The following is a 26,133-nucleotide window of genomic DNA, read 5'->3' as shown; positions in this document are numbered from 1 at the left end:
AGATTAACGTTCGCCGAGTTTGATCGGTTATTTACGCTGCAAAGGCTACCTGTGGAGTGGAAGATTTATTTAGCCCATGCTATTGATTTAATTACCAGAATATAGGTAATCAACAGGCTTAACGTTATTCCAACTACTATTCAGGATGTTATCCACACAACCAACCATCCAACCATCCTCACATCCATCCATACTTCCAGCCTTCCGGGATTTTATCCCGTTCAATATTCGTCTAATACCCGCTGCCAGCTGTTTCCTTTGGAGCGGGGCGGCTTACTTTTGGAGGCGGCAGCCACCGTCTTGCGTTTCTGCTTCACTTCCTTGCTGTTCTGGAACTGTAACTCCTTCTGCGTCTTGCGGTAATTCAGCAGCCGCTTCTCCTCCAGCGTACCGCTGGCAACAGCCGCAAGCACCGCGCAGCCTTCCTCCCGGGTATGGCTGCAATCACTGAAGCGGCAGTCTGCCGCCAGCGTGCTGATCTCCCCGAACGCCAGGTCCAGTCCGCCTTCATCCTCCCACAGCTGCAACTCACGCATTCCCGGCGTATCGACGATAATGCCGCCGTCCGGGAGCACAAACAGCTCGCGGTGTGTGGTCGTATGACGTCCACGGCTGTCTCCTTCCCGCACATCCTGGGTAAGCTGCAGGTTCCGGCCGCTAAGCCAGTTGACCATCGTGGATTTGCCGCAGCCGGATGAACCGGTCAGGGCTACCGTCTGCCCGCTGCCGAGATAAGGCTGCAGTGCTTCCCGCCCGTCGCGCAACAACGCGCTGACCACATGTACAGGGACGCCGGGAGCCGCTCTCTCCATCTCGGCCATTTTCTCTTCGGCATCGGTACACAGGTCCGCCTTCGTCAGCAGAATGACCGGGTTCGCCCCGCTGTTCCAGGCCATAATCAGGTAACGCTCCATGCGCCGTACATTGAAATCATCATTCAGCGCACTGACCAGGAATAAGGTATCGACATTGGAAGCTACGATTTGCTCCTCTTGGGTCTGACCTGCCACCTTGCGCGAGATCACGCTGCGTCGGGGAAGAATTCCATGGATTACGGCATGCGTCCCTTCGTCCTGCATGGCCAGGACCACCCAGTCCCCTACCGCCGGATAGTCACCGGAACCGGTGAGCGAATGCCGGAACTTCCCTGACAGCTCTCCCCAGATCTCCCCTCTGCCGCTGATTACCCGGTACCTGCTGCCGAAATCACCGGCGATTCTGCCCGGCTCCAGCTCCCTGTCGTCCTGCTTCAGCTTCTCTGTCCATTTGCTGTTCCATTCTTCATTCCAGCCATATTGTTCAATATTCATATCTTCCTCCTGAGTAGGTTATTGTGATGCACATCCATGTATCTCCGGGCGGTATCGCTCTTCATGGCACACCAAAAACCGCCGGAACCAAGGATTCCGGCGGCAGCAGACTCTGAGGCGGACCGGCCTTTGCTGTACAGCAAAGAACCATCCGCTGGGCAGAGTCATTCCAGGTAGCTGAGTTAGCTTCCTCCGCCAAGAGAGAGCTAACTCAGGGACCTGTGCGTGATGCACATCTGCACACGCAAAAAAGCCGCCGGAACCGAATACGGTTCCCGGCGGCTCTAAAAAGCAACATAGAGCTTACCTGCTAAGCTGGGATATCTTACTCCACAGCCGCTGTTCCCGGAAGACACGTATCCACAACAGTCGCAACCAATCCTGCAATGCTTGTATAAACTGCCATTTGACATCGTCTCCTTCCGAACTAATATGCTGTTATAATATACGGCCCGGCTGCCGTTTGTCAACAGCGTGCCTTGAATTTTATAGAATCCCCCGAAGCTCATCCAGCTCCTGAATAATGGCAATAGGCTTCACGTTCAGTGATTCATCCCAAGGATGGTTACGCTTCAGCCAGATGGTATCCATCCCGCTCTCCGCCGCTCCCCGGATATCATTCACCGGATGATCCCCGATGAATAAGGTCTGTTCAGCGGTTGACCCCAGACGGTCCAGGGCTAACTGGTAGATCCTCGGGTCCGGCTTACTGATTCCGACTTCGCCCGAAATGACAATCGTGCGGAAATAGCCGCGCAGGCCGAGCAGATCGATTTTGCCATATTGAATGTCGGTGCTGCCGTTCGTTACAAGTCCCAGCGGATATCCCCGGTCACGGCAATACTCCAGGGTCTGCACGGCATGCTTCATCATCGCCCCATGGGCGAGATAGGTCTCGTCGTAATAGTCACGAATCTCTGCAGCGGTCAAGGCCTTATCCCAAGGGAGAACCTCACTAAGCTCCGCGAAGAATCCATCCTTGTCACGGTACCCGTCGGCATCCCTAACGATCATATCCTCTACCACCCGCGCAGCCTGCTCCTTACTCAGATGTCCCAGGAAATCCGACACAAACTTCGTACTGAAGCTGCGGAAGGTCTGGTCACGGTCCATCAGCGTGTTGTCCAGGTCGAACAGCAATGCCTGTACTTCTCTCATTCGTATGCTCCCCTTATGTATCCAATTCTGCGGTGATAACATCAGATGCTTATTGTACTACGCTCCGGGGAGCAATGAAAAGACCATTCCGCCGGGAAGAGTAACCTCTCCTTCCGTAGAATGGCCTTGCTTATCCGGTCAGGTACGCTTCGTTCTTCAGGATTCAAAATGCTCGGCGCGATGCGTCAGCATCATTTCCTCGTCCGTAATATAGAGCGGGAACGGCGGTGTTTCCTTCAGGTACCGCTCGGTGGACAGCAGCCGGTAATGTACCTCAGGCAGCCAGGCATCTTCGAGCAGCGGCAGCTTGCCGGTGTCACTGATATAATTGTCTACGGCCGACTGAACCATATCAAGGTAGTAGGGCACCAGCTTGTCAGATTCTTCAAAAATTTCATAAGTCTCACTGGACATATAGAATTTCTGCTGCGGAACCCCGCCTAAATATCGTTTGAGCCGGTTCAGGTCAATACTTTTATCCTCCAGGATTAACGCCGTACGGTTAATGGGAGCGGGCATATCTTCTTCAAATTGCCTGACAGCCTGCTTGATCTGGGGCAACGTTACGGTGAGATGAACGGGCGGCAACTTTTTCTTGGCACGTTTGAATATCATACTGAATGTCTCCTTTCGAAGCATATGTCAGATAACGCTTACAATTCCATTTTATTCGTTATTCAAACAATTAATCAGCAGTTTCACACTTGTCATAAAAAATCCCCATTTATTAGATCATTATTTGACATTTTCCCAGCGGGTCCATAGTTCCGGCGGATTCAGTTCATAGCGCTCGTTCTCCCGGTACATGAACTGATGCATAATGAACTCCCGGCGGATCGTAGCATAATCATCATGGAACGGCTTAATGAACTCGTTGATCTCCTTCTCCGAATACACTACACCGGGCTCCAGCTTCTCCACCATATATTGCAGCGCGATTAATTTCTTCTTGTATTGTGCGGGAATCTGCCGCAATCGTCCGTCTTTGGCAAAAAAATTACGGAGGACAGATTCCTTCAGGCTGTGTTCAGGCGACTCTTCTTCCATCTCCTCCACCCCCTTGGCAAAAATAAATTTCAGCGAGGCTTCAGAGCCTGCTTGAATAAATTCGGGATTCAGCTTGAAATATACCGTGTTCTTGTCTCTGCGCTCCAGGATCAGCGCGGCTTCGCGCAGCTTGGCAGCATGATGGGTCACAGTGGGCTGTGAGAGATTCAGCTTCTCGGCCAGCGCATGTCCATGAACTTCGCCCCGGGACAGCAGCAGAAGGATCCGCATACGGGTCGGATCGGACAAGGCTTTGTGGTAGGCGACGATTTTGTCTAATTGCAAGCGGTAACACGCTCCTCAGAATATTCATTAACGCAGTCTATGGGAGAATACCAGATCCTGCTGAATTCAATAGTTTAGATATATATCTAATTATATACCCGTAGGGATAATTGATCAATCACCAATTTGCGGAATCCGCCGGCCATGGCAAAAAACTAAAATATAAGGTACCATTTACTGAATAGAATACTCACTTGGGAGGACATAGCTATTATGAAAGACGTTATTATTATCGGCGCCGGTCCCTGCGGACTGTCGGCAGCCATCGAATGCCAGCGCCAAGGGCTGTCCAGCCTGATTATCGAGAAGAACTTCATCGTCCACTCCATTTATTTGTATCCGACCAACATGCAGTTCTTCAGCACCACCCCGCTGCTCGAGATCGGAGATGTGCCCTTCACCTCTCCGAATGACAAGCCCTACCGCCATGAAGCGCTTGTCTATTACCGCCGCGCCGCCGCGCAGCATCAGCTCAATATCGCCGCTTATGAAGAAGCGCTGTCCGTTCTGAAGCAGGAGGATGGCAGCTTCATCGTACATACGGTCAACAAACGCGGGGAGGAGCAGCAGCACAGGGCTGCGAACGTCGTGATCTCTACCGGTTACTTCGACCAGCCGAATATGATCGGGATTCCCGGCGAAGAGCTGTCCAAGGTCACCCACTATTTTGGCGAAGCCCACCCTTATTCCGGTATGAAGGTTGCTGTCATCGGCGGCAGTAATTCAGCAGTGGATGCCGCTCTGGAGCTGCTGCGGGTAGGAGCCAAGGTGGATATGGTCTACCGGGGAGGCAGTATCTCGGAGAATATCAAGCCCTGGGTGCGTCCGATCTTCGAGAGTATGGTGCAAAAAGGGAATATTACGCTGCATCTGGAGTCACGGGTAACGGAGATCACTCCGGCCTCTGTTGTCGTTACGTCAAGCAGCGGGGATACAAGCGTTCTCGACAACGACTTCGTCCTGGCCATGACCGGCTTCCGTCCCAGCAGAGCGCTGTTGTCCTCTGCCGGTGTTCGGATGGATGACTCCCTGGACAAACCGGCCTTCAACCCCGCAACGATGGAGAGCAATATTCCCGGCATCTATGTCGCCGGAGTCATCGCTTCCGGGCGGAACGCCAACGAGGTATTCATCGAGAGCGGACGGGGACACGGCAAGCTGATCGCCGACCATATTGTGAGTACAAGGCTTACTTAGAGAAGGAGTGTATCCAAGCTATGGATATAACCTCGTTATTACTGCTGGGTCTGGCAGCACTCGGGATTATCAGCAGCAATTCTCCGATTACCATCGCCATGGTTGTGCTGCTGCTGATTAGGGTCCTGGGGCTTCAGCAGGCTTTTCCCTGGCTGGAGAAATACGGCCTTACCGTCGGCATCATCGTCCTAACTGTCGGAGTGATGACGCCGCTCGCCAGCGGGAAAATCTCCCTCCAGACGATCGGACAATCGTTCCTGCACTGGAAATCGCTGGCCGCCATCGGTGTCGGCGTACTCGTCGCTTATCTGGGCGGACGCGGAGCGGCGCTCATGGGCAGCCAGCCGACCATTGTGGCCGGACTGCTCATTGGAACCGTGCTCGGCGTGGCCCTGTTCAAAGGCGTTCCGGTCGGACCGCTGATTGCCGCCGGAATCCTGTCGCTGCTGATCGGCCGGATGTAAGGGAGGGCCGGTCCCTCAGCAAGTAGAAACAGCTTCGTCGTCCTCTTAAAGGACGGCATTCATTCCAGAGAAAAATAGAGTAGCCCCAGAAGCCGTGAAATGGCTTCTTGGGGCTACCCTTTGTTTTGTTTTTCCCATACATAGGGCCCAATGACCTTAGCGCCTGCATGTTGTATTCGGTTTTCCGCATACATTCGCCCAAGTATCTTCGTACCAGCACATTATGTTCGTTTTTCCACATACATTTGCCCAAGTATCTTCGCACCACCACATTGTGTTCGGTTTTCCGCATACATTCGCCCGATTACCTTCATACCAGCAGAATGTATTCGGTTTTCCGCATACATTTCGCCCAAGTACCTTCGTACCAGCCTCAGGGGAGTTTATCCACCGCCCCCGTTGATTTTTACCCGGACCGCCCCTTACCCATCCAGCCGCTGGACGTTGAACAGCCGGGCATAACTTCCTTCCAGCCCCATCAGCTCCTCATGGGTTCCGCGTTCGCTGATCTCACCATTCTCCAGGACAACAATCTGATCGGCATGGGTAATTGTAGACAGCCGGTGAGCCACAATCAGGGTCGTCCGCTCGGAAGAGAGCGCCTGCAGTGCCTGCTGGATCAGATGCTCGGATTCCAGATCGAGCGCCGAAGTCGCTTCATCCAGAATCAGCACCTTGGGGTCCTTGAGGAATACACGGGCAATCGCTACTCTCTGCTTCTGTCCCCCGGACAGCTTCACTCCACGTTCCCCCACCTCGGTATCATAGCCTTCCGGCAGCTGCATGATGAAGTCATGGGCATTGGCGGAGATAGCAGCCTTGACGATATCCTCCTCTTTCGCTTCCGGGTTACCGAACAGGATATTGTCGCGTACGGAGCCGCTGAACAGGAAATTATCCTGGAGTACCATCCCCACCGTCCGCCGCAGGCTCTCCTGGGTCAGCCCGCGGATATCCTGACCGTCCATGCGCAGACTGCCTTCATTGATGTCATAGAAGCGCGGGATCAGGCTGATCAGCGAAGATTTGCCGCCTCCACTCATCCCGACCAGAGCCACCGTCTGCCCGGGAGCAATACTGAGATTAATATCCCGCAGCACCCACTCGTTCTCATCATTATATTTGAACCATACCTTGCGGAATTCGATCTCTCCGGCAGCCTTCAGCAGCGGCTTGGCTCCTGGTGCATCGACAATATCATACGGTTCATTCAGCAGCTCCATGACACGTTCAAGCGATGCGGAGGCTTGGGTCAGAACAGTCGATGAATTGATCAGACGGCGCAGCGGCGCATACATCCGGTCCAAATACCCGAAGAAGGCCACGAAGGTACCGAGGGTCAGATTCCCCTGGATGACCTGATATCCCCCATATCCGATGACCAGCAGCGGCGCAATATCGGTCAGGGTGTTGATAATGGCGAAGGTGAAGGCGTTCCAGCGCGTCTGCGCCAGCGCTTTTTCCAGGAACCTCCCGTTGATGTCCTCGAACTGCTGCTGGTCCACCCGTTCCATCGTGAAGCTGCGGATGACCGCAATCCCCTGAATCCGTTCATGCAGGTAGCCCTGAATCACCGCAAGTGCCTGGGACCGGTCTTTAGTCAGCACCTTGAGGCGTTTGTACAGCGTATTCACGGCAATGCCATAGAGCGGCAGAATCGCAATAGCCACCAGCGTCAGCACCGGATTCAGATAGAGCATGAAGCCAAGCGCGAACAGCAGGGTGAACATATCCAGCCAGACGTTCATCATTCCGACTTCAACCAGATTCTTCGACTGCTCCACATCGTTAATGAATCTGGATATGGCCTCGCCTACCTTCGTATTCTGGTAATAGCGCAGCGACAGCCGTTGCAGATGCCCGTAGAGCTTGTTGCGCATATCGAAGAGGACCTTGCTCGTAATGAGCTGGGCAAAATACTGGCGGTAATACTCAACCGGCCCGCGGATAATCACGAACAGAATCAGAGCGCCGCCGATCACCGTCATCAGCTTCGATACCCGCTCCGCCATGGACAGCGCAGGATTGCCCAGCAGCTCATCCACCACATATTTCAGAATCATCGGCAGCGTCAGCGGGATGCTGAACTTAATCATTCCGATAATCAGCGTAAGCACAATCCATTTCATATAAGGCCGTACGAACGTATAATAGGATTTCCATTGTTTCACAGGATGTCAGGTCCTTTCCAATTCATTCTTCATCAGGGCACAGTTGACATTTGCGCTCTGCAGTGTTTTTATAAAATATAAGGATCTACTGGCTGAACCTAAAGACTTCTCCTTCTATTTCCCGCTGAAACGGAACCCTTCCCTCTAAGGATGGCTCCTCCGTTTCCATTTGTATGATCTAGTCACGATTGCAGTACCGAAATTCAGGAGGATAATGATGCCCAGACAATTTGTGACGGAAGCCGTCATGATGGCGATTTACGGCCAGCTTCTCGTCCCGCGGAGCCCTGTAGAATATATAGTGCCTTATACGACAATTATGGAGCTCTACGAGCTGCGGGACAGTGATGAGCCGGTAATGAGCCAGGCGAACGATGACCAGCATGTAAGACTCAGAATCCGCGAGCTGATCAATTATTTCGAGGAGCCGCTGAATGCCAAGAAGATCAATCGCTGCCTGAATATTCCCTGGGCCAAAAGCTCCGGCATTCTCCTGGGCGGACACGCGCAGATTACCATCATCAACAGCATCGACAATGCCTCCTACGGGGAAGCGTTCGATCCGATTGAGACAGAGCTGCTGCTGGCCTCCCAGCGTGAGAAGGTGCCGATTCTGACCGACCAGTTCGAGCTGATCCAGCGCATTATCGAAGGCGGTGTGCCGGTTCAGGTGTATGACATTGATGATTTCGAATTCGCCATGGAGGAAGAGACCTTCCGCAGCTCCCACTAATGCCCCATATGGTTAATCAGGCAGCATCTTACCCCGGTGCCCTGTCTCCATGTAAAAGCCCTTGCCTCACGGCAAGGGCTTCAAGCGGCGAATCCCGGCAGTGCCGGGATCTGCCCTCCAGCTATGTCCCTTATGCCACCGGCACGGGCTCGTACTTATATTCAATATCATCCTCAGCTTCTACATAGACAATGGACAGGCTGTACCCCTCCATATACCACAAATCCTGCTCTTCCATGTAGAAAATTAAGCCGCCCTGTTCAAACTGAACGGCGGGTCGTCCCGGCTGTTCGGTTGCGATTCCCAGCGAGAAGCCGGGATGCAGTCCGCCGCCCGAGCTATACCGGGGGAACAAACGGATATGCGCTCCATCCTGGAGGCTCAGTTCCCGCTTGAACCAGGCGGCTGCTTCAGGGCTAATTAACATGTTCATCTCTCTCCACTCCTCCCGTATACTCCCATCATACTCAAAAAACTTCAATTCACCAAATCGCCTGCTTTTTTCGCAGATTGTTCAAAAATACATTTGACAATTCTTAAAGTGTGATGATAAACTCTGAACATAACGAAACGTCTTCAAGTTATTACCAAAACTAAGAAAGGGTGATCTCGGTGTTTAACATGGATATGGTATACCTCGCCACTATTGTTGGAAACAACACTCAACTGAATACCGAAGCAGCCCTGGCAGTGGAGAATTCCTGATCATCATGCGTGTTATGCGTGCCGTATGAGAACAGGCTAAACGTATCTCTTACATGTCTCTGTGCTGCCTATAAGCACCGTGGACATGATAGTCGTAATTACAGGCGTATCATCCGTTTTCGGATGGTACGCTTTTTTGCATGCTTGGAGAGAGCGATCCGCTGCCTTATAACCCAGAATGTTCCGTTAATCAAGCCGGCCAACCACTATTCTCAACACGAAAGGAAGGGATTTCCCTTGTTCTCTGTACTTCGCAACCTCGGCTGGTTCTTCCGCCGGGAAAAAAGGCGCTATGCTATCGGCCTTATTCTCCTTATTGTGGTAGGTGTGCTGGAACTGCTGCCTCCACGCCTCCTGGGCAACGCTATTGACGATATTGTCAGCGGTGCTATCACAGCAGGCTCACTAATGAAATATATCGGTATGATCGTACTTATGCTGCTGATTATTTATTGGATCACCTACATATGGATGCACAAGCTGTTTGGGGGATCGAATCTGGTGGAGCGTCTGCTGCGCTCGCGCTTCATGAATCATCTCATGACCATGACCCCCGCCTTCTTCGAGCGTAACCGTACCGGCGATCTGATGGCCCGCGCCACCAATGATATCCGCGCGGTATCCGCCACTGTGGGCTTCGGGATGCTTACCCTGGTCGATTCGACCGTGTATCTCACGGTTGTACTGTTCGCCATGGGCTTCCTGGTCAGCTGGAAGCTGACGCTGGCCGCCGTCATCCCGCTTCCGCTGATTGCAATCGCCATGGTCTTCTACGGCAAAGCTATTCATGACCGGTACAGTCTGGCACAGGACGCCTTCGGCGACATGAACGACCAGGTGCTGGAATCGGTATCCGGTATCCGCGTGATCCGTGCCTATGTGCAGGAACGGCATGACGAGAAGCGCTTCTCTGACATTACTGAGGATGTGTACCGCAAGAATATGGCTGTAGCCCGGGTCGATGCTTTCTTCGAGCCGACCATCCGCTTCTGCGTGGGCCTCAGCTACATTATCGCATTGACTTACGGAATCTTCCTTGTATTCCGCAATCAAATCACTCTTGGGGATCTGGTCTCCTTCAATATGTATCTCGGGATGATCGTCTGGCCGATGTTCGCCATCGGTGAGCTGATTAATATTATGCAGCGCGGCGGTGCGTCGCTTGAGCGGATCGACGAGACGCTGCATGCGAAACCGGATGTTAAGGATGCCGCTCATCCGGTTGCCGTGGCGAATCCAACATCCATTGAACTGAAAGATGTAACCTTCCGTTACCCGACCTCTACCATCGACAATCTGAGCGGAGTCAGCTTATCCCTGTCCCAAGGCCAGACCCTTGGCGTGGTCGGACGGACCGGCAGCGGCAAATCGACGCTGCTGAAGCAACTACTTCATGAATATCCGGCTGGTACCGGCGAGATTCTGATCTCCGGTGTACCGATCAGCCAGATTGCCCTGGATCAGCTGCACAGCTGGATGGGCTATGTACCGCAGGAGCAGATTCTGTTCTCCAAATCGGTGCGTGAGAACATCCAGTTCGGCCATGCCGGCGCGAGCGATGAGCGTATCATGCAGGCAATTACCGCCGCAGCCTTCCAGGATGACCTCGTCACCTTGTCCGACGGGCTGGATACAATGGTTGGAGAACGCGGCGTATCCCTCTCCGGAGGTCAGAAGCAGCGGGTATCCATATCCAGAGCCTTCATCGCCAATCCCGATATTCTGATTCTCGATGATGCCTTGTCTGCCGTGGATGCGCGGACCGAAGCGAAGATCATCGAGAACATCCGCGAAGAGCGCAGCGGCAAAACCACGCTCATCTCCACCCACCGCCTCTCGGCGATCGAACATGCTGATCTGATCGTTGTGCTCGAAGGCGGGCATATTACAGAGCAGGGTACGCACCAGGAGCTGCTGGAACTGAACGGCTGGTACCGCGAGCAGTTCGACCGCCAGCAGGTGGAGAATAACCTGACGAATGAATAACCATACACAGGAGGTGTCACCGTTGACACAGAGTACAGGCAAACGTCTGCTGCAATATGCACTGACCGCCAAAAAGACCTTCATCGCAGCCCTTCTGCTCCTCACCATCGGGGTAGCGGCCGAGCTGGCAGGGCCTTTTATCGCCAAGAGCATGATCGACAATCACCTGCTGGCGATTGAGAAGCCTTATTTCCAGACCGCCTCCCCGGAGGAAGCTGCTGAATATAACAACACTTACTACAAACGCGGTGACCGCTTCGAACCTACGGAAGCCAAGGGCCAGGAAGTCCGCCTGCTTCAGGCAGGCAGAAGCTTCTATTTCATCAATGAAGCTGTCCCGCAGGCCGAAGGTGAGCGGAGCTTCGCGGACGGGAAGCTCCAGATCAAATACGGGGAGCAGACCACGGTCTATCCGGCCGTCAGACTGTCGGCCGATGATCTGTTCTCCTTTTATAAGCCCGAGCTGCCCGGAATCTATGAACTAGTGGCGCTATACGCCATGTTCCTGGTCATCTCCATCATTGCGGAATTCGGCAAAACCTACTGGCTGCAATCGTCCGCCAATCAGGTCATCCGTAAGCTGCGGACCGATGTATACGCCCATATCCAGCGCCTGCCGGTCTATTTCTTCGATAATCTGCCCGCCGGCAAGGTAGTCTCCCGGGTAACCAACGATACGGAAGCGGTCAAGGACCTGTTCATTGCCGTGTTATCCAACTTCGCTACAGGGATTATCAATATCGCCGGTGTCTATGTGGCCCTGTTCCTGCTGGATGTGAAGCTGGGGCTGGTCAGCCTGTTCATCGTGCCGATTATTATTCTCTGGATTGTGCTCTACCGCAAGATAGCAACCAAATACAATACCATCATCCGTTCACGCCTAAGTGAGATCAACGCTATTATCAACGAATCCATCCAGGGCATGTCCATTATCCGGATTTTTCGCCGCCAGAAGCAGAGCAGCGCTGAATTCGAACAATTGAATGATGATTATCTGAAATATCAGAACAAAATGCTGAACCTGAATGCCTTCACCTCGCACAATCTGGTGAATTCCCTGCGCAGTCTATCCTTCGTGCTGGTGCTCTGGTATTTCGGCTTCGGCAGTCTGGATGGCTCCACCTTCGTATCGCTTGGCGTACTCTATGCCTTCGTCGATGTCCTGGGACGGATGTTCCAGCCCATCACAGGTATGGTCAACCAGCTTGCGAATCTGGACAGCTCGATGGTCTCCGCAGGCCGTGTGTTCACGCTTATGGATGAGCCGGGAGAGCCGGTCACCGATGGTTCGATGCCGCGTTACAAGGGAAATGTCGTATTCAAGGATGTCTCCTTTGCCTATAAAAAAGACTTCGTCCTGCGCGATATCTCCTTCGAGGCGCGTCCGGGCGAAACCGTCGCCCTTGTCGGTCATACCGGCTCAGGCAAAAGCTCCATCATTAATCTGCTGTTCCGGTTCTATGACCCGCAGCGCGGAAGCATCACGATTGACGGTCAGGAGGTCACAGATCTGCCGAAGCAGTGGCTGCGCAGTCATATGGGCATCGTACTGCAGGACCCTTACCTCTTCACCGGAACCATTGCCTCCAATGTCAGTCTGGGGGATGAACGGATCTCCCGTGAGCGCGTCGAACGTGCTCTGCGCGAGGTAGGAGCCGATAAATTACTGGCCCATCTGCCGCAAGGCTTCGATGAACCGGTCATTGAGAAGGGAAGCACCCTGTCCGCCGGGCAGCGGCAGCTGATCTCGTTCGCCAGAGCGTTGTCCTTCGATCCGGCCATCCTGATTCTGGATGAGGCCACATCCAATATTGATACCGAGACAGAGAGCGTGATCCAGCAGGCGCTGGAGGTGCTGAAAAAAGGCCGGACCACCTTCATCATTGCCCACCGCCTGTCGACGATCCGCAGTGCGGATCAGATCCTGGTGCTCCACCGGGGCCAGATTGTCGAACGCGGTAGCCATGATGAGCTGATGGCGCTGGGCGGCAGATACTTCCGCATGTACCAGCTTCAACTCGGTGCCGGTGCCGGGAACGGCTCAACAGAGCCCGTCTCTGCCCCTGTATCCGCTAATGCTGCTGCCGGACTCCGGCCTTCGCTGGAGCAGATTTAACCTCCTGGCGGGCAGCCTCTGCCGCCGGTCACTTGTATGTACAACACCCCCTGATGCGATGTTGCGTCAGGGGGTGTTGTTCGCTTGATATCAGAACATTCGTTCTGTATAATAGGAACAATACATAATTATGGATGAGGTGACGGATATGATTACCTACAGTCTCAGCAAGCGGCAAGCCCGGCTGTTCCTCCTTCGCCATCAGCGCCTGGTAGCGGGTGGATTGCCGGAGGGCAAGAGTAGTATCTATGATTTCGTCCGTCATGTGGGCTGTATCCAGTATGATCCGCTCAGCATAGCCGGTCATAATCATGAGCTTGTCCTGCAGGCCAGAATTCCCGGCTTCACACCGGTGATGGCCTCTGAACTGCTCTATAAGGACAGACTGCTGATTGACGGCTGGGATAAGAACATGTCGATCTACTGTACAGAAGACTGGCCGTATTTCCATCGGCTCCGGGAAGCGGCAGCGCTCCGGCATCAGAACAATGAAGCTATGGCCGCTATGATTACCCATGTCCGCGAAGAGCTGGATGCACGCGGGCCGCTCTCCTCGCTGGATCTTGCGAGCAAAGAGAAGATCGACTGGTCCTGGGCTCCGGCAAGACTCTCCCGGGCTGCCATGGAGAGCATGTATTTCCGGGGAGAGTTATCCATCCATCACCGGGTGCATACCCGCCGGTATTACGACTACACGACCAAGCTGCTGCCCCCGGAACTGCTTCATACTGACGATCCCAACGTAACGACGGACCAGTATCATGACTGGTATGTACTTCGCCGGATTGGCAGCATCGGCCTGCAATGGAACCGGTCCGGGGACGGCTGGCTCGGCATTACCGGCCTGAAGAGCAAGGAGCGGACGGCTGCCGTGCAGCGCCTCCTGCTGAAGGATAAGCTCCGGGAGGTGCGGATTGAGGATATCAAGCTCCCGCTGTATATCCGCACAGCAGATGCTCCACAGCTTGAATCGTTATTATTGGAGGAAGACACTGCGGGTACAGACGAATCCCCGTCCGGGCCACAGGCCCGTGATCCGCAAGCGGCTGCCTTCGCTGCGGCACTTGCCCCGCTCGATAATCTGCTGTGGGACAGAGAGCTGATCCGCCAGCTGTTCGGCTTTCATTACCGCTGGGAAGTCTATAAGCCGGTGCTGGAGCGGGAATATGGATATTATGTTCTTCCTCTCCTGTACGGCGACCGCTTCATCGGGCGGCTGGAACCGGTGATGAATAAGAAGACAGGAATCCTTACCATCGCCCGCTGGTGGTGGGAAGCCGGAGAAGCGCTTGAGCGCGGAATGCTTCCTGCGCTGAGACAAGCCTTCTCCTCCCTGCAACGTTCAACCGGAGCATCCGGTATCCGGTTCGCGCCGGATGTCGTCCACTCGTGCGGGCTTCAGGAGCTGGAGTCTGCGCTGTCCGCTTCCCCGTGAATACACAGGCGTTAAGAGACTCCCTTCACCGCAAGGCATCTGCGGGAAGGGAGTCTCTTAAGTAACGGAAGCTATTAGCTCTGATCTTTCACTAGATTTGCTCTTATTGCATTTGCTCTTCTTCAAGTCCCAGCTTGCTGTACATCTCCGTACAATAACCCTGCAGCTTGATCTCCAGTCTGCTCGCCTTGTTCTTGAAGCGTTTCAATTCACGGATCATATGGGCTCTTCCTGCCGGTGTGAAGGTCTCTTGTATCCGCTCCTTGAAATAATCATGGACAATATGATTGCGTTCTTTCCATACGGCCTGTAACTGGCTAGTCTCTTCCTCAGAGAATGGGAAGTGATGCTGGATTTCTTTGATGAGTTGGCCGAGTGAATTGCTAAGCTTACGTTGGTATAGTTCCGCGATTTCGGCATCTGTTGGCATCTTGCCCTGCGACAGCTTCGTCAGCAGCAGCAGATTCGTCAATTGCTGTTCCAGCGCCTGGCAATAATAGACGGCCAGCCCGAAATAAGCAAATAGCTCTTTGGATTGTTCACTCTCCGGTAGTTGTGTATCCTTCATCGTTCCTCCCGTTCTTGATCTGTTTATTTGTGCTGTATAGATTGAATCTCATGTGGTCCGGTTATAATCCATGCGGCCCGAACGATAAATATAGAATCCGGCCAGCAATAATATGTATACCAACGCGTGGGCATAGGTGCGAAGCACGGACAACACCGGCAGCGCATCTGCATTCATCATCGCGTCCATGACCGGGAATACCGGCGGCAGGAGCACACCTACAATGGGTCCGGGCACCAGCTCAGCCACTTTGCTGGCGCTAATGGACAGAACGATGAGGATGAGCATCATTCCCGCGGCGTAGCTGGCTTTGGGTACCCACGAGGACTGCAGATAGAGGGAGAGCGTGATTCCTAACCATCCAAGCAGAGCATGTCCGGCAAAAGCAAGCACGATCCGGCCAAGCCCGGCCGGTTCATTGAAGCTTCCGTTCATAACCGGATACATAACAATGACGAGATCCAGCAGCAGGGTTAGCAGGGCCAGTGTAAGAATAGCGCCGATGCTGTAACGGCGGGCACTCCGGAGCTGGACAATAACCACCTGCTTCTGCACGGCATGCTCATGGTTCAGGAAGCTTAACCCGAGCCAGGCACAGGCCACGAATAGAAATACTGCTGTGGCCGAGTAGCTGTTCATGACAGGATTCGGCTTATAGGAATACAGGATTAATACTGCAATCACAATACCGGCAACCGGACCGAAGAACCGCTGCGAGACACTGTAACTGCGCAAAAAATAGCCGATTAGACCTCTCACCCGCGTCCACTCCCGATCTGATCCTTGGGGTCCATCCACTCGGTCAGGTCACCCAATCCTCCAAGAGGCTTCACCGAAACTATGGAACCGCCTGCGGCAAGAATCTGCTGGAGGCAGGTATCTGACATCTTCTGATCTACAGTCAATCCTGTACAGGAAATTCCTGATAAATCCGGCGCTGGCTGCATCGTGCGTACTCCCGGCACAGCCTTCACTGCCTGCTGCGCCACTGGGTGCAACTCTGTGTAGACAATGTATACTGCAGGCGCACTCCGCAGATTCTCGGCTCCATGAATCGTCCGCAGCATCTGCCCTTCCTGCAGAACATATAAGTCATCCGCCATGGCCTCAATGATCTGCGGCTCGTGTACAGAGAAGACGAGTGCGGTCCCCTCTCTCTTCAGCTCCTGGAGCAAATCTAGAAGCGTATGCTGTGCCGGCAGGTCCAGTCCGGACATCGGCTCATCCAGCAGCAGCAGCTGCGGCCGGATCAGCAGACTCTGGATCAGATTAACCTTCTGCAGCATTCCCTTGGAGAAGCCAGCCAGCTTCCGGCTGCGGAACGAATCCAGGCCGAAGGTTGCCAGCAGTTCGCTTACCCGGGACCTTCCAGCCGCCTCGCAGAGTCCAGCTATACGGCCCATACCGCGCAGGTAGTCTTCTGCCGTTAGTTTCAAAGCAGGAAATGCTTCAGGGGCATAACCCGTGGTCAGCCCTGGACGGCCAGTTGTAAGTACACCAGAGGACAACCTCACCAGCCCGGCGAGTATGGAGAGCAGCGTACTCTTGCCCGAGCCATTCCGGCCGATCAGAGCCGTAGCCGTACCGGGGCGGACCCTCATAGATATGTCATTCACAACCGGACGGCCTCTATATAACTTGGTCCCCCGGGTAAGTGTAATTAGCGGTGATCCATTCGTGACTTCCAGGCCTCCTTCAACTGGCGCAAGGCCATGGCCACATGGAATAGCAGCCAGAATATTCTTCTAAAACTACATTCGCCGGAAGACCCCTGTTCTCCTTTTAAATTTCACAGAATCATACCATTCACACGCCATTCACACGCCTATGCAAAAAACCAGAGCCATGCAGAAATGAATCCGCAGCCGCCCTGGTTCTTGTTAAGTATCAGATTCCGTATATGGAAGTCCTAAAGGGAGATGTCAGGCGTATACTTCAACAGCTTCACTGACCAGTCTGCAGGCCATGGCTGCATTTCGGCAGGCATTGATACATTCCTGGCAATGGTTATGCTGATGTCTGCTGCTTGTATCCGCACAGCGGTCACAGATATCTGCGCAAAGCTTGAGGATTTCTGCCACGAACGGGCTTCTGCGTGTCATTGCCTGGATGGCGTAGGAACAGATGTCTGCGCATTCACGGTCCAGCTGGATGCTCTCCCGCAGATCAGCCAGATCATATTCTTTCAGGCTTGAGACATAGCTATAGTTACAGGCATCCATACATTTCATACAAGCATCAATGCATTCCTGATATTGAATTCGGGTCATAGCCTTACAACCTCCTGCAATTATTATAGGGTATGCCAATGTATTAACCTGCAAGAATAAGAACGAACCATGATTTGCGAAGAGCCGCAGCGTTCAGCTACAGGCTTCTTTTGACCGCAGCCGGTCTTGTTAACAGGCGTTTCTCCAGCCGTAGAAGCCCCGTGCGGAGCTCACCGGACGAGAAATGCTCTCCGATAAATACAGCAACATCAGGCACCTCGCCCTGAGGCGTGATTTTCATGAAATCCGCTTCCCTGTAAGCATACTGGAACAAAAAACGGCTAGAGGTATCATTGAAGGTGACGATCCCCTTGGCCCGGTACACATCCCGCGGCAGCTCCTTCACAAACCGTTCAAATTCCTCACTGTTCACGGGATTCTTGAAATAATGCGTATAAGCCATCACATGATCATGTGAAGAGTGCAGCGGCCGCTCAGAACCATCGTCCACCGCCTCATCCGCAGGCCGGTCTTCCATAATAACGCCGCCTACACTGCCCAGCAGAAGCTCAGGCTCCAGCTCACAGCGTACCGCAGGCAGAATCTCCGCATAAGAATTCCACTTGCGCAGCACCTCCGAGATCTCGGCAATCTCCTCCGCCTCAATCCGGTCCGTCTTGTTCAGGATCAGGACAGATGCGCAGCGGATCTGCTCCTGCATCAGGCGGTAGGTAGCCCCTTGCTGGGAGCGGTACAGCTCCAGAAGATGGGCAGCATCAACGACGGTAATCAGGCCCTTCAGCTCCACTTGCTGATACAGCGAAGTCTCCGTAACCGCATCAACAATCTCGAGCGGATTGGCGGCGCCAGTGGCCTCGATGATGACCACATCCGGCGATTCTTTTTTGACCAGTGTAGTCAGCTCGGTGCTTAGATCCCCGCGGCTCGTACAGCAGATACAACCGCCCAGCATCTCTGCCATCGGTACAGACTGCTCTACGAGCAGGCCATCCAGATTCACCTCGCCCAGCTCATTCATGATCACCGCCGGCCGGAGGCCCTGAAGGGTCCAATGATCCAGCAGACGCTGCAGTAGTGTGGTCTTGCCGCTGCCGAGAAAACCCGACAATATATATACTGGTAATGACTGTTCCAATTTCTCTCTCTCCCTGCCTCAATCGGTTATGGTAGCGAGTGTACTACAATGATCGCCTCTGTGCAAGGCGGCCCTGCCTGAGAAGCATGCTGCGGAGTGGGCCCGGAACTTGTCATTGCCGGTTCCATCCCCTATCATGGGGGTTATAAGCTGTTCACCCTATACAGAAGGAGCTGGTTCGTATATCATCCGCCCAAGAACACCGGAGCGAAGCCCCGGACTCAGTAGCTTGTTACATCATTACGGTCTCGGACACACGGACTTTGGAGACGGATACCGGAGGACCGCTGATCCGGAGTCTGCTGGAAGGTGCAGGGTATACCGTGACCGGCCATACCATCGTCAAGGATGATTATGAGGATATCCGTGAGCTGGTCTACAAAAACTCCGTCCATTCCGGCATAGAGGCCGTACTTCTGACCGGAGGGACAGGCATATCGCCCCGCGACACTACCTATGAGGCGGTAGCCTCCCTGCTGGACAAGTCGCTGCCGGGCTTCGGGGAGATCTTCCGGCTGCTCAGCTTCACCGAGGATATCGGCTCTGCCGCCATGCTCAGCCGGGCGATTGCCGGGACGATCGGCAGCACCGCCGTCTTCTCCATGCCCGGCTCGACAGGGGCGATCAAGCTGGCTATGGAACGGCTGATTCTGCCCGAGCTGCGCCATGTCATGCGGGAGATCTACAAGAGGTCCTGAAGGACCGTTATAGCCGGATACCTATTTATTCAAGAATATAGACGAATGAACAAGCAGGCTCCTGTATCCTGCGTATACTGGCATAAGTCCAATACGAAGGAGCTGAGTGTCATGAGAAACTGTCCGAAATGTCCTGTTGAAACGGTTACAGATCCTACACAGGTTGTCTATGAAGATTACTATCATCCCCAGGTGGTCCAGGTAGTCCACCATGTCGAGGTCGTCAGACGCCACCACTGTGTTCCGGTCCCTCACCATATCTACACTTGTTCCGTCCGGGATGAAATGTGCGGTCCTACCGCAATGGTGCGCAGCAGAAGAAGATAATCTGCCTCTGTCCCTTAGGATAGATAACTGAAAAAGGCAAAACCACCGCTGCGCGTTTCATACAGGCGCGGACGGTGGTTTTGCCTTTTTTGAGCATATAATATTCTTCTACCGCACAGGCGGGTCTGTATGGACATCTATATCAGGTGCGGAAGCCGCCCAGCGGGTGAAGGTGACCTGAAAGCCTGCCCGCGTCGGAGCGCACAGGAACGGCCCGGCCTGGCTGCCGGTCTTGCCGGTCTCGCCGGTCTCATAGGGAAACCGGGCGACCCGGATCGTCCGCCATGGATGATTCCCGGTTCTCGCTCTGAGGATCACCGCGTCCTTCATCCGCGAAGCCCGGAGGGTGATCTCCTCACCCGCCCATTCGGGGACAGGAGACAGCGACCAGTCAGAGTAACCGTCAGTGACCACTGCACCCACATGCGGGACACCGTCATTCAGCTCGATCCCGGCTTTGATCCACTGGTCCTCGCTGTGCCACAGCATAATACCTGCCTGGTCATAGAGTTCCGTGAACCCGTCCAGCGTGAAGCTGACCTCCATCGCCTCCTCTCTCTCCCAGGGAGCAAGCAGCGCATGACCGTTGTCATGCTGGAAGCCGTACATCGTCTTTTGCCAATAATCACTGCCCTCCACGGCTTCCGCCACCAGCTGATCCGCCAGGGCCACACTGGATACCGGCTCATGACTCCATACTCCATTCTGCCACTCGATGAATCTCATTACAGGCTCACCTCTTCTTGTCGTTTGTTCATCATACGGTTGATCTGCTCTGAACTCAGCATCATAAGTATAATATACCCAATCATTACCGGCGGAAGAATCATGAAGGTGCTGCGTGCCGCCGCCCAGCCAAGCAGCGGAGGCAGAAACGCACCGCCGGTATACGCCAGAGCCATCTGATAACCCATAATTCTCTGGGAATTCTCCTGCCCGAACCGGGCCGGGGTCTCATGAAGCATACAGGGGAAGATCGGTGCCGAGCCCAGTCCTATCAGAATAAAAGCAACCAGCGAAAAGACAGCCGGAAGCGGCAAAGCCAGCAGCAGCGCACCCGCCATGGAAATCACCAGCCCGCCGCGGATCAGGGTACGGTTGCTGAATCGGAAGGTGATGAAGCCGGTGATCAGCCGCCCGGCCGTGATTCCGCCGTAATAGAGCGAGACCCATCCGGCCGCCGTTGCCGGCGCTATCCCCTTGACATTAACCAGATAACTGCTGCCCCACAGCCCCACCGTTGCTTCCACTCCGCAATAGAACAGGAAGGTAATCATCGCCAGCTTAACACCCTTGATCCGCAGCACATTACCCGCAGCAGGAGCGGCACCCGGCCCTGAGTCAACCTCTGCCAGCGTTTCCGCAGCCTGGGTGCTGCTGCTCTTACCTGCCTTTTTCCACAGCGGCAGACTGAAGAACAGCAGCACCACAAGCGCAAACTGAATCATACTGACGGCAAAATATCCCGTTCTCCAGGATTCCCCGTTCGCAATATAACGCGACATCAGGATTGGCCCGAGCATCGCCCCGATGCCCCAGAAGCAGTGCAGCCAGCTCATATGATGCGCCTTGTAATGGGTAGCCACATAGTTGTTCAGCCCTGTATCAATAGAACCGGCCCCAAGCCCCAGCGGCAGGGCAAGCACAGCCACCCAGAGAACCGAAGAGGAATAAGAGAAGCCGAGCAGGGCCAGGGCGGTTACTGCCACACTGATAAAAGTAACCATTCCCGTGCCAAGCCGCTTCAGCACCATGCCGCTCGCCAAGCTTGATATAATGGTCCCCGCGACCACAATCATCGACAGGAGTCCGGCTGTCTCCACCGGCGCCCCGAAATCAAGTCTGATAATCGGCCAGGCTGCGCCCAGCATTGAATCCGGCAGCCCCAAGCTGATGAAGGCCAAATAAATGATAATTAAAAATACCGTTGCCATGTTTCCCCCGCCTAACCTTCAATTGTCGTTAAAAATAGTCTTTGCTCCAATGTCCCCAGCGTCTGAACAATCATGCCCTGAATATAGTCAGCGGCGAAATCATTGGACCTTCTTACCTGTGGAATGGCAGGGGCAGGCAGCAAGCTCTTGCAGTTGCCCTCCACCGCCTCAAGAAGTTCTTCGTGCAGGAAGCTGCCGTACAGCACCACAATATCCGGATTCAGAACACTGCTGACAGCCACGGCCAGCTTGGCAATTGCATCGGCAAGCGTGCCGAAGGATGCCATAAGTCCGCTGTCTCCCCAAGGAAGACCGAGCGGAATGTTGGCCACCTCTCCGGCGAAGCCGCGTTTTCCCTTGTACAGCTTGCCGCCGATGAATATCCCGGCCCCCGGCGGATAGCGGTCCGGGAAATACAGATAAATAACCGAAGCTGCCTCCTCCTTCATCCGGCGGCAATAACCGATAACGGCTGCGTTGACGTCATTCTCTATGATTACAGGTTTGCCGTAACGCTGCCTGAAATGCTCGGCCACCGCTACTCCGCGCAGCGCTTCGTAATCGGATACCGCCAGGATGCCGTCCACTTCCGAGCCGGGCAGCCCCAGTCCGATGGCCTGTATGGAGGAGTACAGCTCCAGCGAGCGGTCGATAACCGCTTCAAAGACCGCCAGGTCCACCCCTGAGACCTCTATGCTGTCCTCCAGCAGCTTGCGGCCGGTAAGCGTGACGACCGTTCTGTGAATAGCAATCACACCCTGCTCTTCATGGGTGAACAAGATCAGCGCCAGCGCGTATTCGTCATTGTATATGTACTGCTGGGCCGGTCTCCCGCCGCTTGAAGCTATGAGTTCTCCCGGCAGCACCTCATTCCGCGCCTCCAGAATCTGCAGTACGGTTCCAACCGTAACGACACTAAGACCGCAGCTATCAGCAATCTGCCGTTTGGTCGCTTGCCCGTGTTCCTTCAGCACCTGCCGTACCAGATTGCTATTTACCTCGCGCATCACCACTGCATTGCCGCCAATTTTCTTCATCTGCTTTCCACCTCGTTATTATAATACTTTATAAAAGTGTTTTAATAAATAGTTATTTTTGAGGTACCATTATTGACCGGCAGACCTCCACAACAGCAAATAGCCCGGCAGAGAATCTCTGCCGGGCGGATAGATACGATTGCTTATTATAGTGATGCTCCGGTTAAGCCTTATAGATCCGGATGCTCGTGTTTCGCTTTGAGACGGCTCCAGCGGCGCTGTACTTCACCCTCGAAGCTGCGCAGGGCTGGTTCGTTCTCCGGCTTCAGCAGGTGACGGGTTTTGCCCATCGTCTTCAGCCAGGCGGATACTTCAACGCGCTTATCCTTGTCTTCCGGATTGTACGTAATGTTGGTTATGCCCTGCTCTACTTCATAGAGCGGGAAGAAGCAGGATTCAACGGCCAGGGACACGATATCCGTTCCGTCCTTATCCTCGCTCATCCAGTTGAGCGGACAGGCAATCAGGATCTTGCCGTACACCAGGCCCTCATTCTGTGCATACCACTGGGCCTTGGCGGCCTTCTTCAGCATATCCTGCGGATAAGCTTCACAGCCTGTGAAGACATAAGGGATATTGGTAGCCGCCATAATCTGCGCGGTATCCTTATGCTGGGTCAGCTTGCCCTGCTGGGTTTTGCCGATGCTTGAGGTTGAAGTACGGTGTCCCAGCGGAGTGGAGTAAGACTGCTGTGCCCCCGTATTCATGTAGCCCTCGTTATCGTACTCCACGATGATCATCTTGTGCCCGCGCAGCGCTGCTCCGATGGCTGGTCCCATACCAATGTCCATACCGCCGTCGCCGGTCACCATCACGAAGGTGAAGTCCTCCTTCAGGCCCAGACCGTCAAGCTCGCCGCGGCGTTTGCGTTCCCAGAACATCTCAACCACACCGGACAGGGTGGCTGCACCGTTCTGGAACAGGTTGTGGATGAACGTCGATTTATGGGAGGAATACGGATAGCCGGTAGTGGTAACCATGGCGCAGCCAGTGTGGTAGAGCGCGACGATATCCCCTTCAATGCCTTTGAAGAACAGCTCCAGGCCGGAGAAAATCCCGCAGCCCGGACATGCGCCGTGTCCAGGGGACAGACGTCTTGGCTTCTTCATCAGGGAGCGCACCGGCGGAACCCGTACACTCAGCTTCCCGGTCTCTTCATTCTTGCTCACGGTGATCAGGCCGGTCTTCAGCAGATCGAAATTCATCGGCTTCAGCAGACGCTTAGGCGCGTTCTCCGGCGCTCCCGGATTATGACCATAGTAGTCAAACGGAATCTCTACATGGTCCGCTACGACTGCATCCATTGCCAGCTGGAAGAAGTGGTGTCCGTCTTCTGCATAGAAGTCTTTACCGCCCAGTCCATAGATCCGGCTAATGACCTTAGTGGTTGTGTTGCCGTAAGTGAACAGTGCGGCCTTAATCTCGTTAACCATGTTGCCGCCGTGTCCGCCGACGGAATCCGCACGGTCACCTACAGTGATCGCTTTGACATGCTTCAGCGCTTCGGCAATCTGCTTCTGCGGGAACGGGCGGATCATGTTCGGGGAGATTGCGCCCGCCTTGATTCCCTGCTCGCGGAGCTGGTCGACCACATCCTTGATAATCTCCGAAGCGGAGTTCATCAGGAAGACGGCTACATCGGCATCCTCCATCCGGTACTGCTCGATCATCTCATAGCGGCGTCCGGTGAGCACCGCGAATTCCTCGGCAATCTCTTCAAAGACTTCCCCGGCATTGTACATGGCAACAGACTGCTGGTAGCGGTTGTTGATATAATCCGGTTCGTTCATGTAAGGTCCCACAGTTACCGGATTGTTACGGTCCAGGGTATCTGTGAAGCCTGCAGGCGGTTGTTCGCCAACGAACTTATGAACATCCTCGCGATGGGCAAAAGCCTGCACACGGCGCTTCTGGTGCGAAGTAAAATAGCCGTCGGAAGCAACCATCACCGGCAGGCGGACTTTGGCATGCTCCGCCAGCTTCAGCGCCATCAGGTTCATATCATAGACTGACTGCGGGTCACGGCACATCAGGATCGGCCAGCCGGTATTCAGGGCGAAATACAGGTCCGAATGGTCACCGTGAATGTTGAGCGGTCCCGAAATCGAACGGCAGACCAGGTTCATGACCATAGGCATCCGCGTACCTGCTTGTACAGGCAGCTGCTCCAGCATGAACATATAACCCTGGGCGCTGGTTGCATTGAACACCCGGCCGCCCGCTGTGGACGCGCCGTAGCATATCCCTGCGGAGCTGTGCTCGCCGTCGGAAGGCACCAGCATAATATCGTGCTGGCCGCTGGCTTTCATCGTATCGAGGAACTGGGCAACCTCTGTCGATGGGGAGATCGGGAAATATCCCATGACATGATAGTTAATCTGATGGGCAGCATAGGCAGCCATTTCATTGCCGGACTCATACAGGAATTTCTGCTCTACCTTGGCGGAGCCTACTTCTTTTTCATAATCAATAGCCACAATTCATTCCACCTCTCTTCCGGATATTAGACTGGAGTTACCAGATCAAACTGATGCTTCACGCTATGACTGTCTGCGAAGCCTTCCTGCTCTCTCAGGCTGGATAATGCCGAGGTCGGGCAGGCACCGATACATTTCAGACAGCCTTTGCAGTACTGGTAGTCAATACCAAGCAGGAACATCTGCGGACGGCCCTTGCGGTCCGGACGCTCTTCCCACACGAAGCATTGGTCAGGACATACCGTGTCACACTGCGCACAGTTGATACAGGTCTCTATCTCGAAGACCGGAAGCATACCGGAACGGGAGATGCTGAGATTCTTCAGGAAGCTGCCGCCCGGGTTGGTGATCGTTCCGCCGATCGGCTGAGTCTCATACCCCAGCGCCGAGATATCGGAACGGACATATAGCGGCATACTGTCACCGGCAGCCAGCTCGAACTGCATGAATTTCACTTCATTGTAGCCACGTTCAAAGGTCGTAATGGCTGACTGAACGGCCTGCGGATATTTTTTGCCGAGGGACTTCTCAATAACGCCCTTCATAATATCCGTATCCAGGAACGGGCAGAGCCGGAACAGCGCGCCGAGCATCGCCATGTTGACCCGGTTCTTTTCTTGGAGCGCAATGCTGGTAGCATCAATTACTGCGATCGTACCGGCCTTCACCTTCAGCAGCTCTCTGAGTTCTTCCGGCGTCTTGGCCGAGTTCACAAGAACGGTGCTGTGTTCATGAATTCCGCTGGTTACATTCACGGTCTTGGCAAGTGCTTCATGAAATACGCCTACTACATGCGGACGCTCTACCGGGGAGGTATCACGGATATGAGTGTTCATATCGCAAAAACGGATATGTGCCTTAACCGCAGACCCCTTCTTCTCCGAACCATACGATGAGAAGCTGACGCCATTCAGTCCTGCGCCGACTACTCCCGCTTCCGCCAGCATTTTACCTGCGAGATTCGCTCCCAGGCCTCCAATGGATTCAAGACGAATCTCAAAGAATCCGAGCTCATTTACTATTGGCAATTGTACCACCGACATAACCCCTTTCTTTGGGTCAAAAAGAATAACATCCTTTTGACTTTTTCAACGATTGTAACTTGATTGTGCAAGCTGC

General features: G+C 54.1%; 24 protein-coding genes. 8 read left to right on the top strand and 16 right to left on the bottom strand.

Translation table 11 applies throughout. From position 1 onward, the window contains the following. Positions 1–221 precede the first annotated feature (221 nt). The 4 genes from rsgA to HQN87_RS13400 form a co-directional block, all read right to left on the bottom strand. Positions 222–1,310: a ribosome small subunit-dependent GTPase A gene (rsgA, locus tag HQN87_RS13415; RefSeq protein ID WP_173133654.1), complete on the bottom strand. Its 1,089-nt coding sequence runs from the start codon at positions 1,308–1,310 to the stop codon at positions 222–224. Between the two features lie 486 nt (positions 1,311–1,796). Beyond that, positions 1,797–2,468, bottom strand: coding sequence for an HAD family hydrolase (locus HQN87_RS13410; protein ID WP_173133643.1), 672 nt, complete (start codon positions 2,466–2,468; stop codon positions 1,797–1,799). A 156-nt stretch (positions 2,469–2,624) separates the two neighbouring features. Further along, positions 2,625–3,083, bottom strand: coding sequence for a DUF3939 domain-containing protein (locus HQN87_RS13405; RefSeq protein WP_173133640.1), 459 nt, complete (start codon positions 3,081–3,083; stop codon positions 2,625–2,627). Between the two features lie 120 nt (positions 3,084–3,203). Continuing rightward, entirely contained in the window at positions 3,204–3,800 is a 597-nt protein-coding gene (locus HQN87_RS13400) for a DUF2087 domain-containing protein (RefSeq protein ID WP_173133637.1), read from the bottom strand. Positions 3,801–4,013: 213 nt separating this feature from the next. Between HQN87_RS13400 and HQN87_RS13395 the strand changes: the two genes are divergently transcribed. Next, entirely contained in the window at positions 4,014–4,997 is a 984-nt protein-coding gene (locus HQN87_RS13395; protein ID WP_173133634.1) for a YpdA family putative bacillithiol disulfide reductase, read from the top strand. A 20-nt stretch (positions 4,998–5,017) separates the two neighbouring features. Further along, positions 5,018–5,461, top strand: coding sequence for a DUF441 domain-containing protein (locus tag HQN87_RS13390; RefSeq protein WP_173133631.1), 444 nt, complete (start codon positions 5,018–5,020; stop codon positions 5,459–5,461). Positions 5,462–5,883: 422 nt separating this feature from the next. Here HQN87_RS13390 and HQN87_RS13385 read toward each other — a convergent pair whose 3' ends face one another. Further along, the gene (locus tag HQN87_RS13385; protein ID WP_367272715.1) at positions 5,884–7,632 is read right to left on the bottom strand and encodes an ABC transporter ATP-binding protein; all 1,749 of its coding nucleotides are present in this window, start codon (positions 7,630–7,632) and stop codon (positions 5,884–5,886) included. 217 nt (positions 7,633–7,849) lie between these two features. Here HQN87_RS13385 and HQN87_RS13380 point away from each other — a divergent pair, with 217 nt between their 5' ends. Next, positions 7,850–8,365, top strand: a complete 516-nt coding sequence (locus tag HQN87_RS13380; RefSeq protein ID WP_173133628.1) for an ADP-heptose synthase — start codon at positions 7,850–7,852, stop codon at positions 8,363–8,365. A 130-nt stretch (positions 8,366–8,495) separates the two neighbouring features. Here HQN87_RS13380 and HQN87_RS13375 read toward each other — a convergent pair whose 3' ends face one another. Next, entirely contained in the window at positions 8,496–8,798 is a 303-nt protein-coding gene (locus HQN87_RS13375; RefSeq protein ID WP_173133625.1) for a HesB/YadR/YfhF family protein, read from the bottom strand. 509 nt (positions 8,799–9,307) lie between these two features. On the opposite strand from HQN87_RS13375, the gene HQN87_RS13370 reads away from it, so the two are divergent. The 3 genes from HQN87_RS13370 (at position 9,308) to HQN87_RS13360 (ending at position 14,607) form a co-directional block, all read left to right on the top strand. Then, complete coding sequence (locus HQN87_RS13370; protein ID WP_173133622.1) at positions 9,308–11,056, top strand: ABC transporter ATP-binding protein; 1,749 nt, start codon at positions 9,308–9,310, stop codon at positions 11,054–11,056. A 22-nt stretch (positions 11,057–11,078) separates the two neighbouring features. Further along, positions 11,079–13,172 (top strand): ABC transporter ATP-binding protein, encoded by a 2,094-nt coding sequence (locus tag HQN87_RS13365; RefSeq protein ID WP_301953176.1) that lies wholly within the window; start codon positions 11,079–11,081, stop codon positions 13,170–13,172. Positions 13,173–13,302: 130 nt separating this feature from the next. After that, positions 13,303–14,607, top strand: coding sequence for a DNA glycosylase AlkZ-like family protein (locus HQN87_RS13360; protein WP_254075476.1), 1,305 nt, complete (start codon positions 13,303–13,305; stop codon positions 14,605–14,607). Positions 14,608–14,710: 103 nt separating this feature from the next. On the opposite strand, the gene HQN87_RS13355 is transcribed toward HQN87_RS13360, so the two are convergent. The 5 genes from HQN87_RS13355 to HQN87_RS13335 form a co-directional block, all read right to left on the bottom strand. Next, positions 14,711–15,175: a hypothetical protein gene (locus tag HQN87_RS13355; RefSeq protein WP_173133616.1), complete on the bottom strand. Its 465-nt coding sequence runs from the start codon at positions 15,173–15,175 to the stop codon at positions 14,711–14,713. A gap of 48 nt (positions 15,176–15,223) precedes the next feature. Next, on the bottom strand, positions 15,224–15,934 hold the full coding sequence (locus HQN87_RS13350) for a hypothetical protein (RefSeq protein WP_173133613.1): 711 nt from the start codon (positions 15,932–15,934) through the stop codon (positions 15,224–15,226). Further along, positions 15,931–16,791: an ATP-binding cassette domain-containing protein gene (locus HQN87_RS13345; RefSeq protein ID WP_173133610.1), complete on the bottom strand. Its 861-nt coding sequence runs from the start codon at positions 16,789–16,791 to the stop codon at positions 15,931–15,933. The genes HQN87_RS13350 and HQN87_RS13345 overlap by 4 nt, the downstream gene beginning before the upstream one ends. A gap of 306 nt (positions 16,792–17,097) precedes the next feature. Beyond that, positions 17,098–17,445 (bottom strand): four-helix bundle copper-binding protein, encoded by a 348-nt coding sequence (locus HQN87_RS13340; protein ID WP_173133607.1) that lies wholly within the window; start codon positions 17,443–17,445, stop codon positions 17,098–17,100. A gap of 97 nt (positions 17,446–17,542) precedes the next feature. Continuing rightward, positions 17,543–18,541, bottom strand: coding sequence for a CobW family GTP-binding protein (locus HQN87_RS13335; protein ID WP_173133604.1), 999 nt, complete (start codon positions 18,539–18,541; stop codon positions 17,543–17,545). Between the two features lie 182 nt (positions 18,542–18,723). On the opposite strand from HQN87_RS13335, the gene HQN87_RS13330 reads away from it, so the two are divergent. Both HQN87_RS13330 and HQN87_RS13325 read left to right on the top strand, forming a co-directional pair. Then, positions 18,724–19,239 carry a MogA/MoaB family molybdenum cofactor biosynthesis protein gene (locus HQN87_RS13330; RefSeq protein WP_173133723.1) on the top strand — a complete coding sequence of 172 codons (516 nt, stop codon included), beginning with the start codon at positions 18,724–18,726 and terminating at the stop codon, positions 19,237–19,239. A gap of 45 nt (positions 19,240–19,284) precedes the next feature. Further along, positions 19,285–19,566 carry a hypothetical protein gene (locus HQN87_RS13325; protein WP_246552749.1) on the top strand — a complete coding sequence of 94 codons (282 nt, stop codon included), beginning with the start codon at positions 19,285–19,287 and terminating at the stop codon, positions 19,564–19,566. Positions 19,567–19,674: 108 nt separating this feature from the next. Here the strand turns inward: HQN87_RS13325 and HQN87_RS13320 are convergent, their stop codons facing one another. The 5 genes from HQN87_RS13320 to HQN87_RS13300 all read right to left on the bottom strand — a co-directional run bounded on the left by HQN87_RS13320 (position 19,675) and on the right by HQN87_RS13300 (position 26,051). Beyond that, complete coding sequence (locus HQN87_RS13320) at positions 19,675–20,292, bottom strand: DUF1349 domain-containing protein (protein WP_173133599.1); 618 nt, start codon at positions 20,290–20,292, stop codon at positions 19,675–19,677. Beyond that, positions 20,292–21,500, bottom strand: coding sequence for an MFS transporter (locus tag HQN87_RS13315; protein WP_173133596.1), 1,209 nt, complete (start codon positions 21,498–21,500; stop codon positions 20,292–20,294). The genes HQN87_RS13320 and HQN87_RS13315 overlap by 1 nt, the downstream gene beginning before the upstream one ends. A gap of 11 nt (positions 21,501–21,511) precedes the next feature. Then, positions 21,512–22,537: an ROK family transcriptional regulator gene (locus tag HQN87_RS13310; RefSeq protein WP_173133593.1), complete on the bottom strand. Its 1,026-nt coding sequence runs from the start codon at positions 22,535–22,537 to the stop codon at positions 21,512–21,514. Between the two features lie 170 nt (positions 22,538–22,707). Continuing rightward, positions 22,708–25,014 carry a thiamine pyrophosphate-dependent enzyme gene (locus tag HQN87_RS13305; protein WP_173133590.1) on the bottom strand — a complete coding sequence of 769 codons (2,307 nt, stop codon included), beginning with the start codon at positions 25,012–25,014 and terminating at the stop codon, positions 22,708–22,710. A 26-nt stretch (positions 25,015–25,040) separates the two neighbouring features. Next, complete coding sequence (locus HQN87_RS13300; protein ID WP_173133587.1) at positions 25,041–26,051, bottom strand: 2-oxoacid:acceptor oxidoreductase family protein; 1,011 nt, start codon at positions 26,049–26,051, stop codon at positions 25,041–25,043. Between the last annotated feature and the right edge of the window lie 82 nt (positions 26,052–26,133).

The sequence above is a fragment of the Paenibacillus tritici genome, from assembly GCF_013204885.1.
GTDB lineage: Bacteria > Bacillota > Bacilli > Paenibacillales > Paenibacillaceae > Paenibacillus_AQ > Paenibacillus_AQ tritici.
The sequence above is the reverse complement of the archived record's forward strand: the minus strand, read 5'-3'. Positions and strand labels throughout refer to the sequence as shown.